General features: G+C 67.4%; 12 protein-coding genes. 7 read left to right on the top strand and 5 right to left on the bottom strand.

Annotated features, from left to right (window positions below; all coding sequences use genetic code 11):
• The first annotated feature begins 56 nt into the window (after positions 1 to 56).
• Positions 57 to 2,762: an aminopeptidase N gene (gene pepN / locus CAL29_RS10130; RefSeq protein ID WP_094852929.1), complete on the top strand. Its 2,706-nt coding sequence runs from the start codon at positions 57 to 59 to the stop codon at positions 2,760 to 2,762.
• A 23-nt stretch (positions 2,763 to 2,785) separates the two neighbouring features.
• Positions 2,786 to 3,805, top strand: coding sequence for a class 1 fructose-bisphosphatase (locus CAL29_RS10125; protein ID WP_094852928.1), 1,020 nt, complete (start codon positions 2,786 to 2,788; stop codon positions 3,803 to 3,805).
• 53 nt (positions 3,806 to 3,858) lie between these two features.
• Here CAL29_RS10125 and CAL29_RS10120 read toward each other — a convergent pair whose 3' ends face one another.
• Entirely contained in the window at positions 3,859 to 4,080 is a 222-nt protein-coding gene (locus CAL29_RS10120; protein ID WP_094852927.1) for a YgdI/YgdR family lipoprotein, read from the bottom strand.
• 201 nt (positions 4,081 to 4,281) lie between these two features.
• Positions 4,282 to 5,271, bottom strand: coding sequence for a quinone oxidoreductase family protein (locus CAL29_RS10115; protein ID WP_094852926.1), 990 nt, complete (start codon positions 5,269 to 5,271; stop codon positions 4,282 to 4,284).
• 362 nt (positions 5,272 to 5,633) lie between these two features.
• Here CAL29_RS10115 and CAL29_RS10110 point away from each other — a divergent pair, with 362 nt between their 5' ends.
• The 4 genes from CAL29_RS10110 to CAL29_RS10095 all read left to right on the top strand — a co-directional run bounded on the left by CAL29_RS10110 (position 5,634) and on the right by CAL29_RS10095 (position 10,493).
• Positions 5,634 to 6,134: a MarR family winged helix-turn-helix transcriptional regulator gene (locus tag CAL29_RS10110; RefSeq protein ID WP_179283974.1), complete on the top strand. Its 501-nt coding sequence runs from the start codon at positions 5,634 to 5,636 to the stop codon at positions 6,132 to 6,134.
• 97 nt (positions 6,135 to 6,231) lie between these two features.
• A complete protein-coding gene (locus CAL29_RS10105; RefSeq protein ID WP_094852925.1) occupies positions 6,232 to 7,653 on the top strand; it encodes an efflux transporter outer membrane subunit in 1,422 nt (473 codons plus the stop codon).
• A 19-nt stretch (positions 7,654 to 7,672) separates the two neighbouring features.
• Positions 7,673 to 8,863, top strand: coding sequence for an HlyD family secretion protein (locus CAL29_RS10100; RefSeq protein WP_094852924.1), 1,191 nt, complete (start codon positions 7,673 to 7,675; stop codon positions 8,861 to 8,863).
• Between the two features lie 25 nt (positions 8,864 to 8,888).
• Positions 8,889 to 10,493 (top strand): DHA2 family efflux MFS transporter permease subunit, encoded by a 1,605-nt coding sequence (locus tag CAL29_RS10095; protein ID WP_094852923.1) that lies wholly within the window; start codon positions 8,889 to 8,891, stop codon positions 10,491 to 10,493.
• A gap of 107 nt (positions 10,494 to 10,600) precedes the next feature.
• Here the strand turns inward: CAL29_RS10095 and CAL29_RS10090 are convergent, their stop codons facing one another.
• From CAL29_RS10090 to pdxR, 3 genes are all read right to left on the bottom strand, one after another.
• Positions 10,601 to 11,599, bottom strand: a complete 999-nt coding sequence (locus CAL29_RS10090) for a hypothetical protein (protein ID WP_256977332.1) — start codon at positions 11,597 to 11,599, stop codon at positions 10,601 to 10,603.
• Positions 11,600 to 11,988: 389 nt separating this feature from the next.
• Complete coding sequence (locus CAL29_RS10085) at positions 11,989 to 13,056, bottom strand: tartrate dehydrogenase (protein ID WP_094852922.1); 1,068 nt, start codon at positions 13,054 to 13,056, stop codon at positions 11,989 to 11,991.
• Positions 13,057 to 13,104: 48 nt separating this feature from the next.
• Positions 13,105 to 14,616, bottom strand: a complete 1,512-nt coding sequence (gene pdxR, locus CAL29_RS10080; RefSeq protein WP_094852921.1) for a MocR-like pyridoxine biosynthesis transcription factor PdxR — start codon at positions 14,614 to 14,616, stop codon at positions 13,105 to 13,107.
• A 348-nt stretch (positions 14,617 to 14,964) separates the two neighbouring features.
• Between pdxR and CAL29_RS10075 the strand changes: the two genes are divergently transcribed.
• Positions 14,965 to 16,536: an ABC transporter substrate-binding protein gene (locus CAL29_RS10075; RefSeq protein WP_094852920.1), complete on the top strand. Its 1,572-nt coding sequence runs from the start codon at positions 14,965 to 14,967 to the stop codon at positions 16,534 to 16,536.
• Positions 16,537 to 16,563 lie beyond the last annotated feature (27 nt).

Below are 16,563 nucleotides of genomic sequence, written 5' to 3'. Positions count from 1 at the left end.
TCAAGCCGCGTCCTACAATAGCCATGTCATTACTTCTTCCCGGGGAAAAATAGCCCATGCGCACCGATACTTCCGTGACCGTCTACCGCAAGGACTACCAGCCCTATCCCTTCGACATTCCCGAAGTGGCGTTGACGTTCGACCTGGAACCCGAGACGACCACGGTGACCTCGCGCCTGACCCTGCGCCGCCGCGCGCCCGGCGACACCGCGCCGCTGGTGCTGGACGGCAGCGAGCTGGAACTGGTCTCGGTGCATGTCGACGGCGCCGCCTGGGACGCCGGCCGCTACGCCTTGACCGCGCACACCCTGACGCTGCCCGGCCTGCCCGACCAAGCGGTGCTGGAGATCGTCAGCCGCTGCCGGCCGCAGGCCAACTCGACCCTGATGGGCCTGTACGTATCGAGCGGAAATTTCTTCACCCAGTGCGAAGCCGAGGGCTTTCGCCGCATCACCTGGTTCGCGGACCGGCCCGACGTGATGTCGCGCTATCGCGTCACGCTGCGCGCGCGGCCCGAGTACCCGCACTTGCTGAGCAACGGCAACCTGGTGGCCAGCCGCGCGCTGCCGGACGGCCGCCGGGAAGTGGAGTGGGAAGACCCCTTCCCCAAGCCCTGCTATCTGTTCGCCCTGGTGGCGGGCCGCCTGACCTGCCGCGAAACGCGCACCAGGACGGCCAGCGGCCGCGAGGTGCTGCTGCAGGTGTATAGCGATCCCGGTTCGGAGGACCGCACGGCCTGGGCCCTGGAGTCGCTGGAGCGCGCGCTGCGCTGGGACGAGACCCGCTTCGGCCTGGAGCTGGACCTGGACCGCTTCATGGTGGTCGCGGTGCGCGACTTCAACATGGGCGCGATGGAGAACAAGGGCCTGAATATCTTCAACGCGGCCTACGTGCTGGCGAATCCCGATACGGCCACGGACGCCAACTACGAAGGCATCGAATCGGTCATCGGCCATGAGTATTTCCATAACTGGACCGGCAACCGCGTGACCTGCCGCGACTGGTTCCAGTTGAGCCTTAAGGAAGGCCTGACGGTCTTCCGCGACCAGGAGTTCAGCGCCGACATGATGGCGCACGGCCTGGATGCGGCGGCCGCCGCCAGCGCGCGCGCGGTCAAGCGCATCGACGACGTGGCCACGCTGCGCGCCGCGCAGTTCCCGGAAGACGCGGGCCCCATGGCGCACCCCATCCGGCCCGAAAGCTACCAGGAGATCGGCAACTTCTATACGGCCACCGTCTACGAGAAAGGCGCCGAGGTCATCCGCATGCAGCACACGCTGCTGGGCGAGGAAGGCTTCCGCGCGGGGATGGACGAGTATTTCCGCCGCCACGACGGACAGGCCGTGACCTGCGACGATTTCGTGGCCGCGATGGAATCGGTCTACACGCGTCAGCATCCCGGCCGCGACCTGTCCGTGTTCCGGCGCTGGTATCGCCAGGCGGGCACGCCGCGCGTCACCGTGGCGATGGCCTACGACGCGGCGTCGCGGCGCTGCACCGTGACCCTGTCGCAGCGCTGCGCGGCGGTCGGCGTCGAGAAGACCGCCGCCGGCGGCGCCGCCAAGCTGCCCCTGCACATCCCCTTCGCCATCGGGCTGCTGGACCGCGCGGGCAAGACCCTGCCACTGTCGCAGGACGGCGCGCCGGCCACCGACACCGTGCTGCTGGAGCTGACCACCGACCGCCAGCAATGGGTGTTCGACGGCATTCCCAGCGAACCCGTGCCCTCGCTGCTGCGCGGATTCTCGGCGCCCGTCATCGTCGAGTACCCCTGGCGCGACGACGAACTGGCCTTGCTGTCGGCGCACGACCCGGATCCCTTCGCCCGCTGGGAAGCCGGCCAGGAACTGGCCACGCGCCAGATCCTCGCGCTGGCGGCGCACGTCCAGCGCGGCGAGGCGCTGAGCCTGCAGCCGGCGTTCGTCGAGGCCTGGCGCACCCTGCTGACCGATCCGCGGCTGGACGCGGCCTACCGCGCCCGCGCGCTGGCGCTGCCGTCGGAGAAGACGCTGGCCGAACGCATGGCCGAGATCGATCCCCCTGCCCTGGCCGCGGCGCGCGACTTCACGCGCGCGGAGCTGGGCCGCCAACTGGCCCAGGCCTGGGCCGAGGCGTTCGAGAACAACCAGACGCCGGGCGCCTACAGCCCGGCGCCCGTGCCGGCGGGCCGGCGCGCCTTGAAGAACCTGGCGCTGGCCCACCTGATGGCGGCCGGCGACGCGCGCGCGCAGGCGTGGGCCAACGAGCAATACGCGCAGGCCAGCAACATGACGGATCGTCTCGGCGCCCTGGGCGCGCTGGTCAACCATGGCCTGGCCGACGACGCCACGCGCGCCCTGGGCGAGTTCTACGAGCAATGGCAGCAGGACCCGCTGGTCATCGACAAGTGGTTCGCGCTGCAGGCCACGGCGCGCTCGACGTCGGTGGAGACGGTGCGCGGCCTGATGGCCCACCCCGCCTTCACGCTGCGCAATCCGAACCGCGCCCGCGCGCTGGTGTTCCAGTTCTGCCTGAACAATGCGCGCGGCCTGCATCTGCCCGACGGCAGCGGCTACGCCTTCTGGGTCGAGCAGGTGCTGGCGCTGGACGCGCTCAACCCCGAAATCGCCGCCCGGCTGGCCCGCGCCCTGGACAATTGGGCGCGCTATACCCCGGCCCTGCGCGAGCCCATGCGGCGCGCGCTGGAGCAGGTGCGCGCGCACGCGGGCCTTTCGCGCAACGTCAACGAAATCGTGTCCAAGGCGCTGGAACTGGCCGCCTGACTTCATTCATCCTGGAGATTCCCTTGAAACGAAAAACCCTCACCCAATACCTGATCGAGCAGCAGCGCGAACACGGCGTGGTCGTGCCGGAAGTGCGCCTGCTGATCGAAGTGGTGGCGCGCGCGTGCAAGGCCATCAGCCACGCCGTCAGCAAGGGCGCGCTGGGCGGCGTGCTGGGCAGCCTGGGCACGGAGAACGTGCAGGGCGAAGTGCAGAAGAAGCTGGACGTCATGTCCAACGAAATCCTGCTCGAGGCCAACGAGTGGGGCGGCCACCTGGCCGCCATGGCGTCGGAGGAAATGGAGACCATCCATCCAATTCCGAACCGCTACCCCAAGGGCGAATACCTGCTGCTGTTCGATCCGCTGGACGGCTCGTCGAACATCGACGTCAACGTGTCCATCGGCACCATCTTCTCGGTGCTGCGCGCGCATCACGAGGAGCCCGGCCAGCCCGTGGGCGAACAGGACTTCATGCAGCCCGGCAACAGGCAGGTGGCCTCGGGCTACGCGGTCTACGGCCCGCAGACCATGCTGGTCCTCACGGTGGGCAACGGCGTGGCCGGCTTCACCCTGGATCGCGAAATGGGATCCTGGGTGCTGACCCACGAGGAAATGCGCATTCCCGAGGACACCAAGGAATTCGCCATCAATATGTCGAACATGCGCCACTGGGCGCCGCCGGTGAAGCGCTACATCGACGACTGCCTGGCCGGCAAGACGGGCCCGCGCGGCAAGGACTTCAACATGCGCTGGGTGGCGTCCATGGTGGCCGACGTCCACCGCATCCTGACGCGCGGCGGCATCTTCATGTACCCGTGGGATTCGCGCGAGCCGAACAAGCCCGGCAAGCTGCGCCTGATGTACGAAGCCAATCCCATGAGCCTGCTGATCGAGCAGGCCGGGGGCGCCGCCATCGACGGCAGCCAGCGCATCCTCGACATCCAGCCCACGCAACTGCACCAGCGCGTCAGCGTCATCCTCGGCTCGAAGAACGAAGTCGAGACCGTGGCGCGTTATCACAAGGAATACGGCCAGGGCTGAGCCCGCGGCCGGCGCAAGCCGCGCGCGGCGCGGCCCGGCGGCTGCCTGGAGGCTTACTTCACTTCCTCCATGGAATGGACGTCGTCCTTGTTGATCTGCACCTTCCTGCCGTTGTCTTCGTACTGGTAGGTGCCGGACTTCTTGTCGTATTGCGGCTCATCCGGGGCGACGATCTGTTGTCCGTCCTTGGTTTGCACCACGGTCGGATGGGAGCAGGCCGCGAGGCCGCCCAACGCCGTCGTAGCCAAGGCCAAAGCCAGAAGTTTCCGGGTCATGTCGCATCTCCTCTAGGTCAGGGACATGATTCACCTTAGCCCAGGCCCCGGAAGGGTAGACGTGACGGTCTGTGCACAAAATGCGAGTGACTGTAATGACGCGGGCGCGGCGCAATGCACGCGGCGGCGTTCGAAGACGCCGCGATGCGCGTCTTCGACCGCCGCCGTCAGGACCGCTTCGATCCCCGCGTCAATCCCGCATCAATCCAGCGTCAGGATGGTCGCGCCGGTGGTCTTGCGGCCGGCCAGCGCGGTGTGCGCCTCGCCGACCTGCGCCAGCGGATAGCGCTGGCCGATGCTCAGCTTGATCTTCTTCTTGGCCACCAGGTCGAACAGCTCGCTGGAAGCGGCCTGCAGCTTGTCCAGCGTGTTGATGTGCAGGCCCAGCGACGGACGCGTCAGGTACAGGCAGCCCTTCTGGTTGAGGATGCCGACGTTCACGCCGGCCACCGGTCCCGAGGCGTTGCCGAAGCTGACCATCAGGCCGCGCGGCTCGATGCAGTCCAGCGAGGCTTCCCAGGTGTCCTTGCCGACGCCGTCGTACACCACCGGCACCTTCTTGCCGCCGGTCAGCTCCAGCAGCTTCTCGGGCACGTTCTCGCGCGAGTAATCGATGGTGGCCCAGGCGCCGTGCTCCTTGGCCAGCGCCGCCTTCTCCGGGCTGGAAACCGTGCCGATCAACTTCACGCCCAGGGCGCGCGCCCACTGGCAGGCGATCAGGCCCACGCCGCCGGCGGCGGCATGGAAAAGAATCGTCTCATTACCTTGCAGGCGGTAGGTTTGGCGAAACAGGTATTGCACCGTCAGGCCCTTGAGCATCATGGCGGCGGCTTCGTCGAAGCCGATGGCCTTCGGCAGCTTCACCACGTTCGCGGCCGGCACGTTGCGCACCTGCGCATAGGCGCCCAGGGGGCTCTGCCCGTAGGCCACGCGGTCGCCCGTCTTCAGGTGCGTGACTTCGCTGCCGACCGCCTCCACCACGCCCGCGCCTTCCGAGCCCAGGCCGTGCGGCAGCGGGTGCGGATACAGGCCGGTGCGGTAGTAGATGTCGATGAAGTTCAAGCCCGCGGCGTGCTGGCGGATCGTGACTTCCTTCGGGCCGGGGGGCGGCACTTCCAGGTCGACGAGTTTCAGGACCTCGGGACCGCCGTGGGTTTCGAGCTGGATTGCCTTTGCGATAGTGCTGGCCATGCAACGCTCCTTTTTCTGCGTTTATCGTTGGGTACAGGATGGATGGAAAGCGAGGGAATTCGCGCCGTCGCGCGCGGCGCACCGGCGCATGCCGGCCGCCGGCCGGCGTGCGCGCATGCGCCGGCCAGGATCGGCGCGCCGCGAATAGCCGCGGGCGGCCGGGGTGGCGGTCGTTGAAGTCATGGGCCGGATTTTATGTGCGGGAGCGCCACGTTTGCACCCCCTTTCTGCGTCGCCGGCGACACGCCGGCGCGGGCCGCGCGCGAACCCGCCGCCCCCGGGGCGATGGAGCGTCCCCGAAGACCCTGAGACCGTCCCTGTCTTTATTGACAATAACTGTCTAGGCAACTATATTTCGATCCATGAACATTGAGATCCCTGACACGTCAGACGATTCGCCGCCCTACCGGTGCGACCGCCTGCAAATGTTTGAAGAGAACCCCGGGTATCTCATCAAGCTGGTGTACAACGCGTTCACCCGGGCGCTGGACCAGGAGATGGCCCCGCTCGGACTGACGGCCTCGCAATGGCGCCCGCTGGCCATGGTCAGCCTGGGACGCGCCGACACGGGGGCCGAACTGGCGCGCATGACCGACGTCGACACGGGCGCCATGACGCGCACCCTGGATCGCCTGGAAGCCAAGGGATTGCTGCGCCGCCAGCGCAGCGAGCAGGACCGCCGCGTGGTCAAGATCGAGGTCACGGAAGAAGGCGCCGCCATCACCCGGCAGATCCCCCTGAACATTGCCCGTACCCTGAATCACTTTCTGCGCGGTTTCACGGAGAAGGAGGTGGAAATGCTCGCCCATTTCATGCGCCGCATGCTGGCCAACGGCTCGGCGCCGGTGCCGCCGCCCCGATGACGGCGCGGCGCAATCGGCGGCGTTTATTCGCCCAGTTTGCTGCCTAGGCAATTACATCCTGAACAAATACTTAAAGCATCTCATCTCCACACCTTCTATGAAACGCTTATTGAGCTCCTTGCTGGTCCTGACCCTGGGCGGTTGCGCGCTGATGGAGCCAGGTCCCCAACCGGTCAAGCAGGTCGACGGGACCGCGCTGGGCCTGAGCACGGCCACCGCCGACTGGCCCACGGACAAATGGTGGCGCCGCTACCAGGACAGCCAGCTCGACGCCCTGGTGGATGAAGCCCTGGCCAACAGCCCCTCGATGGCCTCGGCCCAGGCGCGCCTGGCCCAGGCCAACGCCGCCGTGGGCACGGCCCGTTCGCCGCTGCTGCCGCACGTCGACGCCACCTACAGCCTGCAGCGCGAGCATATTTCCAAGAACTACATCTACCCGGCGCCGCTGGCCGGCTCGGTGCAGAGCGACAACAGCCTGGGGCTGAACTTCAGCTATGAACTGGACTTCTGGGGCAAGCACAGCTCGCACCTGAAGGCCGCGCTGTCGCAGCAGCAAGCCGCCGAGGCCGACCGCCAGGCGGCTCGCGTCATGCTGAGCAGCGCGGTGGTGCAGGCCTACCTGAACCTGCAGGACGCCTTCGCGCAGCGCGAGGTCCTGCAGCGCATCCTCAAGCAGCGCGAGAACGTCCAGTCCATTACCGCCCAGCGCTTCAGCGCCGGCCTGGACACGCAGGTGGAAGTCAAGCAGGCCGACGCCGCGCTGGCCGCCGGCAAGGTGCAGTTGACCCAGATCGAGACCACGCTGGCGCAACTGCGCAACCAGGTCGCCGCGCTGGTGGGCGCGGGCCCGGAGCGCGGCCAGCGCCTGGCCGCCGCCACGCTGACCGCGCCCGGCGGCGCCCTGCCCGCCACCGTGCCGCTGGAACTGCTGGGCCATCGCGCCGACGTGACGGCCGCGCGCTGGCGCGCGGAAGCGGCGCAGAAGGAGATCGACGTCGCCAAGGCGCAGTTCTACCCCAACGTCAACCTCACCGCCTTCATCGGCTTCCAGGCCCTGGGCACCGGCAACCTGCTGGACGCCGGCAGCCGCGTCGCCAACATCGGGCCGGCGATTTCGCTGCCGCTGTTCCACAACGGCGAGCTCAACGCCAACCTGGCGGGCCGCCGCGCCGATGCCGACCTGGCGATCGCCGACTACAACCAGACGGTGCTGACCGCCGTGCAGCAGACCGCCGACGCGCTGGACGCGCTGCGCCTGCTGGAACGCGAGACCGTCGAACAGCGCCAGGCGCGCGCCTCCACCGACGCGGCCTACGACCTCGCCGTGAACCGCTACCGCGCCGGCCTGGGCAATTACCTGACCGTGCTGGTAGCGCAGGACAGCGTGCTGACGCAGGCGCGCCTGGACACCGACCTGCGCTTCCGCGCGTACAAGCTCGATGCCGACCTCGCCAAGGCCCTGGGCGGCGGCTACGTGGAGGCCGCCGCGGCCTCCGACGACCAGAACAACACCCATTGAACCCATCGGACACCACGTCATGAATGCCCCGCAGACTCCCAATCCCGCCCGCAAACGCCTGATGTTGCTGGCAACCGGTGTTTTCATTCTGATCGCCATCGCCTACGCCGTCTGGTGGTGGGTGGTCGGTTCGCATTTCGAGAGCACGGACGACGCCTACGTGCACGGCAACCTGGTGCAGATCACGCCGCAGGTGCCCGGCACGGTGGTGGCGATCGAAGCCGACGACACCGAGACCGTGCAGGCCGGCGCGCCCGTGGTGCGCCTGGACAACGCCGACACCGACATCGCGCTGGCGCAGGCCGAGGCCAAGCTGGGCCAGACGGTGCGCCAGGTGCGCACGCTGTACGTGCAGAACGATGCGCTGGCCGCCGACGTCGACGTGCGCGTGGCCGACATCGAACGGGCCCAGGCGGATCTGGCGCGCGCCCGCAGCGACTTCGCGCGGCGCCAGGCCCTGGCCAAGTCCGGCGGCGTCAGCGGCGAGGAAATCCTGCACGCCCAGACCACGCTGAAGAGCGCCGAATCCGGCGTGGCGCAGGCCAAGGCCGCCCTGGCCGCCGCCAAGGCCAAGCTGGCCACCAACCAGGCCCTGACGCACGGCACCACGGTCGAACAGCATCCCGACGTGCTCGAAGCCGCCGCCAACGTCCGCAACGCCTGGCTGGCCAGCTCGCGCACGGTGCTGCCGGCGCCGGTGACCGGCATGGTGGCGCGCCGCGGCGTGCAGGTCGGCCAGCACGTCTCGCCCGGCAGCACGCTGATGAACATCGTGCCGCTGGACCAGGTCTGGGTGGAAGCGAACTTCAAGGAAGGCCAGTTGCGCAACATGCGCGTGGGCCAGGACGTGGAACTGACCGCCGACCTGTACGGCGGCAGCGTCAAGTACCACGGCAAGGTGGCCGGCCTGGATGCCGGCACCGGCAGCGCGTTCGCCCTGCTGCCCGCGCAGAACGCCACCGGCAACTGGATCAAGGTGGTGCAGCGCGTGCCCGTGCGCATCGCGCTCGATCCCAAGGAGCTGCAGGCGCATCCCCTGCGCATCGGCCTGTCCATGGACGTGGAAGTCGACGTCGGCAAGCAGGAAGGCAAGGCCGTGACCGAGGCCACCCGCGCCGAGCCGGCCTGGTCGACGCGCGCCTTCGAGCCCGACCACAAGGAAGCGGACGCCATGATCCAGAAGATCATCCAGGCCAACCTGGCGCAATAAGCCGGCCAGGCAGGAGCGCACACCAGTGAGCGAGCAAAACACCAACGCCGGCGACGCGCCGGCCGCCCCGGCGCAGCCCCCCGGCACCTACGCGCCCCTGACCGGGGCCACGCGGATCGTCGGCGCGGTGGCGCTGTCGACCGCGGTGTTCATGAACGTGCTGGACACCTCGATCGCCAACGTCTCGATCCCGACGATTTCCGGCGACCTGGGCGTCAGCACCAGCCAGGGCACCTGGGTCATCACCTCCTTCGCGGTGGCCAACGCCATCACCGTGCCGCTGACGGGCTGGCTGACGCAGCGCTTCGGCCAGGTCAGGCTGTTCCTGGCCTCCACCCTGCTGTTCGTGCTGGCCTCGTGGCTGTGCGGCTTCGCGCCCACGCTGGAAGCGCTGATCGGCTTTCGCGTGCTGCAGGGCGCGGTGGCCGGTCCCATGATTCCGCTCTCGCAGGCCCTGATGCTGGCCAGCTTCCCCAAGGAAAAGGCCGGCATGGCGCTGGCGGTCTGGGCCATGACCACGCTGGTGGCGCCCGTGGCCGGGCCGCTGCTGGGCGGGTGGATATCCGATAACTACACCTGGCCCTGGATCTTCTACATCAACGTGCCGGTGGGCCTGCTGGCCGCGTGGATAAGCTGGCGCATCTACGGCAAGCGGGAATCGGTCACGCACAAGCGGCCCATCGACAAGGTCGGCCTGCTGCTGCTGGTGGTCTGGGTCGGTTCGCTGCAGGTCATGCTCGACAAGGGCAAGGAGCTGGACTGGTTCCAGAGCTCGACCATCGTCACCCTGGCCGTGGTGGTCGTCATCGCCTTCGTGTTCTTCGTGATCTGGGAGCTGACCGACGCCCACCCGGTGGTGGACCTGCGCCTGTTCAAGATCCGCAATTTCTCGGTGGGCGCGATCACCCTGGCGGTGGCCTACGGCGTGTTCTTCGGCAACGTGGTGCTGCTGCCGCTCTGGCTACAAAGCAATATGAACTACACGGCGACGGACGCCGGCATCGTCACCGCGCCCGTGGGCATCCTGGCCATCGTGCTCACGCCCGTGGTCGGCCGCCTGCTGGCCACGCGCGATCCGCGCCACTTGGTCACCTTCGCCTTCTGCGTGTTCGCGCTGGTGTGCTATCTGCGCTCCGGCTTCACGCCGCAGACGGACATGCGCAACCTGGTCATCCCGACCATCATCCAGGGCGCGGCCATGGCCGCCTTCTTCGTGCCGCTGACGTCGATCACGCTGTCCGGCATCGAACCCTGGCGCATTCCGGCGGCCTCGGGGCTGTCCAACTTCTGCCGCTTGACCATGGGCGGCTTCGGCACCTCCATCGCCACCACGGTGTGGGAGAACCGCGCGACCATGCACCACGCGCACCTGACCGAAACGGCCCGGCCGGGGACGCAGGCCTTCGACCAGGCGGTGAATTCGCTGTCGACGATAGGCATGTCGCCGCAGCAGTCGCTTTCCGCCGTGGACGGCATCGTCAACGCCCAGGCGTTCACGCTGTCGGCGCTGGACGTGTTCTATGCGTCGGCGGTGATCTTCATCGCGCTGATCGCGCTGGTCTGGTTCGCCCGTCCCGCCAGGGCGGGCAAGGGCGGCGGCGCGGCCGAGGCGGCGGCGGGCGCGCACTGAGGCCGGCGGCGCCGGCGCAAACAGCCAGGCTGAAGCACAAACGATACGGGCCGCTCATGCGGCCCGTATCTCATCGTGCTATCTCATATGCCTCGCCACGGATCGCGCTATGCCTCCGGAGGCGATAGCAAGGTGCGCCAGTTGACCTTGGGAATGATGCGGTCGGACAGCGCGCTGTCCAGCGACAGGTTGTAGAGCTCGACGCCGCGCGCCTGCAGCAGGTGCGCGGCATGGGCGAAGGACGGCTCTATCATGCGTTCGAAATTGCGCACCAGCCGGCTGGTCTCGGGACGCGCCCCTTCGTCGTAGAAGCGGCGGCCGCTGGAGAACCCCAGGTCCAGGCCGTGGATGTACATCTTCTTCACGCCGCCCGCCACCATCACCTGCAAGGCGGCATAGGCCACGGTATCCGCGTCGAACACCCCCCGCGCCACATTGAAGCTGAAGCCCAGCGCGCGCTCCGCGTCGAACACCGACATCTCCGGGCCGGCCTGCGCCAGCGCCAGCAGCTCCTGCGGCGTCGACGACGGCTGGTAGGCGCGCTCGGACACCACTTCGATGACGCAGATCCGGCACTTGTAGGTGGCCGGCGGAATCCCCTGCATCAGATAGCGCAGCACGTCCGGCGTGACGAACAGCGTCAGGTCGCGCGACACCACCTCGCGCATCAGGTCGATGCGGCGGCGCACGAAATTCTGGTCGATGACGCAGTAGTACTTGAACGGAATATCGAACTTGTGGACCAGCGCGATGGAGCCGTTCACGCCCATGGCCGTCTCGATGGGCAGGCGGTCGTACTGGATCTCGCCGATGGACGGACCGCTCAGGATCAGGTGCACCAGCTCGTGAGGGGCGGAGAAGGCCTCGCTGATGGGGGTCAGGGGCACGGAATGGCGAAAGGCCTTGAAGGCCGAGATGGCGCCCGTGGCGTCGCGCTTGATCGAGACGTAGGGCCACAGATGGCGGTTGTGCTGCATGCGCCGGCTGCGCATCGCCGAGTAGAACTTGCGCCAGAAGCGATCCAGGCGCTGATTGCCCACCTTGCCGTTGTAAAGCACCACGCCGCCGCCGTCGCCGTAGGTGCGCGGCGGCGCGGCACCGGGCATGCTTTCAGCGGTGTCGATAGCCAAACTTGTAGAAGGTAACAATGCCAAACTCGAACTCAGTGATCATGTCGTGCGGATAAGGAATGCAGCTCCGCCAGCATCACTGGACGCCCCCGCGCCCATGGGTCCGGCACTGCACGCAACACTATAACCTTACAACCGCATTCAAAATTGAAAATTCGATGAAACGGCGCAGCTAAAAACGCCGATTCGCTCCCAATGCCTTGCGATCTTCGTGAATTTATGTTGGTTCATACGGATCGGCATAGGACTGTTACATCAAATCCTTCCTTCCGCTCCCTCCCCGCCGCCCTTGCAAATAACGGGGCGGCAGCGCGGGGCGCCGGGTTTGTAACAGCCCTGCGTTATCGGCGTCCCCTTCCCTGCGCCTACGCCTGCGCCAGCCGCTCGGCGACGGCCTTGCCGACGTCGGCGGTCTTGGCGCTGCCCTGCATGTCCGGCGTGCGGGGACCGTGCTCCAGGACGGCCTCGATGGCGCGCACCACCGCCTGCGAGGCCTCCGGGTAGCCCAGGAAGTCCAGCATCAGCGCGCCGCTCCAGATCTGCCCGATGGGATTGGCGATGCCCTTGCCGTAGATGTCCGGCGCCGACCCATGCACGGGCTCGAACAGCGACGGGAACTTGCGTTCCGGGTTGAGGTTGGCCGAAGGCGCGATGCCGATGGTGCCCGTGCAGGCGGGACCGAGGTCGGACAGGATGTCGCCGAACAGGTTCGACGCCACCACCACGTCGAAGCGATCGGGATGCTGGACGAAGTGGGCGCACAGGATATCGATGTGGAACTTGTCCCACCGCACGTCCGGGTAGTGCCGGGCCATTTCGGCCACGCGGGCGTCCCACCAGGGCATCGAAATCGAAATGCCGTTGGACTTGGTGGCGGCGGTCAGGTGCTTGCCGCGCTTGCGCGCCAGCTCGAAGGCGAACTTCAGCACGCGTTCGGCGCCGATGCGGGTGAAAACGCTTTCCTGGATGACGACTTCGCGCTCGGTGCCGGCGAACAGCGTGCCACCGCTGTTGGAATACTCGCCCTCGGTATTCTCGCGGACGATGAAGAAATCGATGTCGCCGGGCTTGCGATTGGCCAGCGGCGAGACCACGCCGGGCATCAGCCGCACGGGGCGCAGGTTGATGTACTGGTCGAAATCGCGGCGGAAGCGGAAGAGCGAGCCCCACAGCGCCTCATGGTCCGGCACCTTGTCCGGCCAGCCGATGGCGCCGAAGAAAATCGCTTCATGGCCGCCGATCTGCTCGCGCCAGTCGTCCGGCATCATCTTGCCGTGCTTTTCGTAGTGATCGCAGCTCCAGTCGAAATGGTCCCACTGGAAATCGATGCCGAAGCGCGCCGCCGCCGCATCCAGCACGCGCAGGCCCTCGGGCATGACTTCCTTGCCTATGCCATCGCCGGCGATGACTGCGATCTTGTGTTTCTTTGCCACTGGGCTGTCTCCTTGGATACGGCATTCGGAATCCGGCTGGCGCCCGTCTCAGGCGCCGCGCGTCATGGGGGCCCGCCGCCGGTGCTCCAGGGCGGGCGTGATCACCTGCACCAGGCGCTGGAAGGACGGACCGATGAGATTATCAGGCACGCAGGCATAACCCAGCAACAGGCCCGGCGCGCCGGCCGTCCCCTCGTAGTAGCGCGACAGCGGCCGCACCGCCAGTCCCAGGGTGCGCGCCGCGATGGCGATGCCCAGGTCGTCGGTGCCCGCGGGCAGGTGCATGACCAGGTGCAGCCCCGCTTCGTGCGTGGAAATGGGCCAGCCGGGGCCGAATTGGGCCGTGATGGCGTCCCGCAGCAGGGTCTGGCGGCGCGCATAGACCTGGCGCATCCGCCGCAGGTGGGTCGCGTAGTGGCCCTTCTCGATGAAGTCCGCCAGCACCGCCTGGTCCATCAGGCGCCCTTCCCGGTACAACTCGGACAGGCCGATGCCGAACGGCGCGGCCAGCGCCCGCGGCAGCACCATGTAGCCCAGGCGTATGCCGGGGTAGAGCGTCTTGGAAAACGTCCCCAGGTAAAGGACGCGGTCGTGCTGGTCCATGCCTTGCAGCGAGGCCAGCGGCTTGCCGCCGAAGCGGAACTCGCTGTCGTAGTCGTCCTCGACGATCCAGGCGCCGTGCTGGCGGGCATAGTCGAGCAGGGCGCGCCGGCGGGAAAGGCTCATGATGTGGCCCAGCGGATACTGGTGCGAGGGCGTCACGAAAATGAAGCGGGGCGGCCGTGCCAGTTGCGCGGCGTCCGGCGCCATGCCCTCGTCGTCGACGTCCACCGGCACGGTCTCGATGCCGCAGGCCTGCAGCATGGCGCGCGCGCCCCAGTAGCCCGGGTTCTCCATCCACGCCGCCTGCCCGGCGTCGCCCAGCAGGCGCGCCAGCAGGCCGATGGACTGGTGGATGCCGGTGGTCAGCACCACCTGCTCGGGTTCGCAGCGGACCGCCCGCGACAGGCGCAGGTGCTCCGCCAGCACCCGGCGCAGGGGCATGTAGCCGGCGCCGTGCGCGTAGGTGAGCAGATCCGGCGGCGGCGACCGCCAGCGCCGGCCCAGCAGCTTGTTCCAGATGGCGTGCGGAAACAGGGAGACGTCGGGCACGCCCGGGACGAAGGCGCCCAGTTGGCTGTCCGAGGCCGAGGCCAGGCGCACCAGCCGGGCGCCGCGGCTGGACAACGCGGCCTGGTGCCAGGCGGGATCGTCGGCATGGCCGGGCGAATGCCCTGCCCCGCGCGTGCGCGGCGCGGTGTCGGAAACGAAGGTGCCGCTGCCGAAGGCGGACACCACGTAGCCCTCCGCCAGCAGTTGCTCGTAGGCGTGCATGACGGTGTTGCGGGATAACCCCAGGTCGTCCGCCAGGGTGCGGGTAGCGGGCATTTTGACCCCGGCGGCGATCTCGCCGTCGAGGATCAACGTGCGCAGAACGGTATATATCTGCCGCGATAGCGGTTCCTTCTCCCCTCTATCCAGGCGTTGCAGCAAGACTTCGGACAGGCTGACGTCGCGCAAGTGGCACCCTCCATGCGGAGAATTTTGGCTCTACTGAGAGTACCAAATATTCGATACGCTGCGCTCAGCAGTACACGCAGCACTTCAAGTACCGTCCACAAGAAAAAACACGCTACCGGGCCCGCAGCGGCCCGTCTCAAGGGGAATATCTTGCCGTCGGACTTCACGCCTTTGCCATCCCGCCTTCCCGCCGGCGCCGCGGCCCTCCGCGCCCGCCGTCGCGCGGCGGCGCCGCCTTCGCATCAAACCCCTATCGGGGCCTGAAGCTGTCTTCCGTTTTCTCCCACCGCCGGCGTCCCCACGAAGGCCGCCGGGCGACGCATCCACTTCCCGCTACGGAGGCCTGTTGTGAAACTCGACCAACGCTTCAAACTCGTCCTGGCGTCGCTGGCCGCCGCGGCCGCGCTGCCTTTCGGCGCGCAGGCGCAAACGCGCGGCGGCACGCTGAACATGATCGTGCAGCCCGAGCCGCCGGTCATCGTAACCGCCATCAACCAGCAGGCCCCGACCCAGTTCGTGGCCGGCAAGATCTTCGAAAGCCTGTTCACCTACTCGGCCGACCTCAAGCCGCAGCCCAGCCTGGCCAAGTCCTATGAGGTCTCCGCCGACGGGCTGACCTACACCTTCCATCTGCAGGAGGGCGTGAAATGGCAGGACGGCCAGCCCTTCACCGCGGACGACGTGGTGTTCTCACTGGCCGACATGCTGCCGAAGACGCACGCCCGCGCCCGCGTGCTGCTGAACCAGTTCGTCGCGTCGGTCGGCAAGACCGACGACCTGACGGTGGTGGTCAAGCTGAAATCGCCCTTCCCTGCCTTCCTGCTGGCCTTCGAGCCGGGCTTCGCGCCCATCATGCCCAAGCACATCTACGCCGGCACCGACTACATGAACAACCCGGCGAACCAGAAGCCGGTCGGCACGGGTCCCTTCATCTTCAAGGAATGGAAACGCGGCGAATACATCAAGCTGGTGCGCAATCCCAATTACTGGAAAGCGGGCAAGCCCTACCTGGACGAGCTGATCTTCAACGTCATTCCCGACTCCGCCTCGCGCGCCGTGGCGTTCGAGCGCGGCTCGGTCGACGTGCTGCGCGGCGGCGACGTCGACAACGTCGACGTCAAGCGCCTGCGCGGCCTGCCCAACGTGAAGTACACCACCGCCGGCTGGGAGATGTTCTCGCCGCAGGCCTACCTGCTGATGAACATGCGCAAGCCGCCCTTCGACAACGTCAAGGTGCGTCAGGCCGTGATGGCCGCGCTCAACCGCAAGCTCATCGTCGACAACATCTTCTTCGGCCTTGGCAAGCCGTCGACCGGTCCGCTGGTCTCCACCGAAATGTTCTACGACAAGAACACGCCGGCGCTGGACTTCAACATGAAGAAGGCGCGCGAGCTGATCAAGGAATCGGGCATCAAGCCGGGCGACTACACCATCCGCCAACTGGCCTTTCCCTACGGCGCGACCTGGGACCGCCTGGGCGAATACGTGAAGCAGGCGCTGGAGCAACTGGGCTTCAAGGTAGACACCGAAGCCACCGATGCCGGCGGCTGGGCCAGCCGCACCGGCAACTGGGACTTCGACATCACGTTGAACTTCACCTACCAGTACGGCGACCCGGCGCTGGGCGTGCAACGCCTGTACGTCGGATCGAACATCGTCAAGGGCACGCCCTTCGCCAACGTGCAGGGCTATAACAACCCCGATCTCGACAAGCTGTGGAACGAGGCCGCGTCCGAAGTGGACAAGGCCAAGCGCCAGGCGCTCTATTCGAAGATCCAGTCGGGCCTGGTCAGCGACGTCGCCAACGGCTACCTGCTCGATCTCGAATATCCCACGCTGTATCGCGCCAAGGTGCATAACCTGGTGAAGACGGCCATCGGGCTGAACGAGAGCTTCGACGACGTCTATATCGACAAGTGACGCGCGCGGGCCCCGCGGCGGCCGGCG

Origin of the sequence: Bordetella genomosp. 10 (genome assembly GCF_002261225.1) — a bacterium.
Lineage (GTDB): Bacteria > Pseudomonadota > Gammaproteobacteria > Burkholderiales > Burkholderiaceae_B > Bordetella_C.
The sequence above is the reverse complement of the archived record's forward strand: the minus strand, read 5'-3'. Positions and strand labels throughout refer to the sequence as shown.

Excerpts from the sequence above, each read along its gene's own strand:
- pepN (WP_094852929.1), top strand. The coding sequence starts at position 57 with ATGCGCACCGATACTTCCGTGACCGTCTACCGCAAGGACTACCAGCCC.
- CAL29_RS10120 (WP_094852927.1), bottom strand. The coding sequence starts at position 4,080 with ATGACCCGGAAACTTCTGGCTTTGGCCTTGGCTACGACGGCGTTGGGC.
- CAL29_RS10115 (WP_094852926.1), bottom strand. The coding sequence starts at position 5,271 with ATGGCCAGCACTATCGCAAAGGCAATCCAGCTCGAAACCCACGGCGGT.
- CAL29_RS10110 (WP_179283974.1), top strand. The coding sequence starts at position 5,634 with ATGAACATTGAGATCCCTGACACGTCAGACGATTCGCCGCCCTACCGG.
- CAL29_RS10105 (WP_094852925.1), top strand. The coding sequence starts at position 6,232 with ATGAAACGCTTATTGAGCTCCTTGCTGGTCCTGACCCTGGGCGGTTGC.
- CAL29_RS10100 (WP_094852924.1), top strand. The coding sequence starts at position 7,673 with ATGAATGCCCCGCAGACTCCCAATCCCGCCCGCAAACGCCTGATGTTG.
- CAL29_RS10090 (WP_256977332.1), bottom strand. The coding sequence starts at position 11,599 with ATGCCCGGTGCCGCGCCGCCGCGCACCTACGGCGACGGCGGCGGCGTG.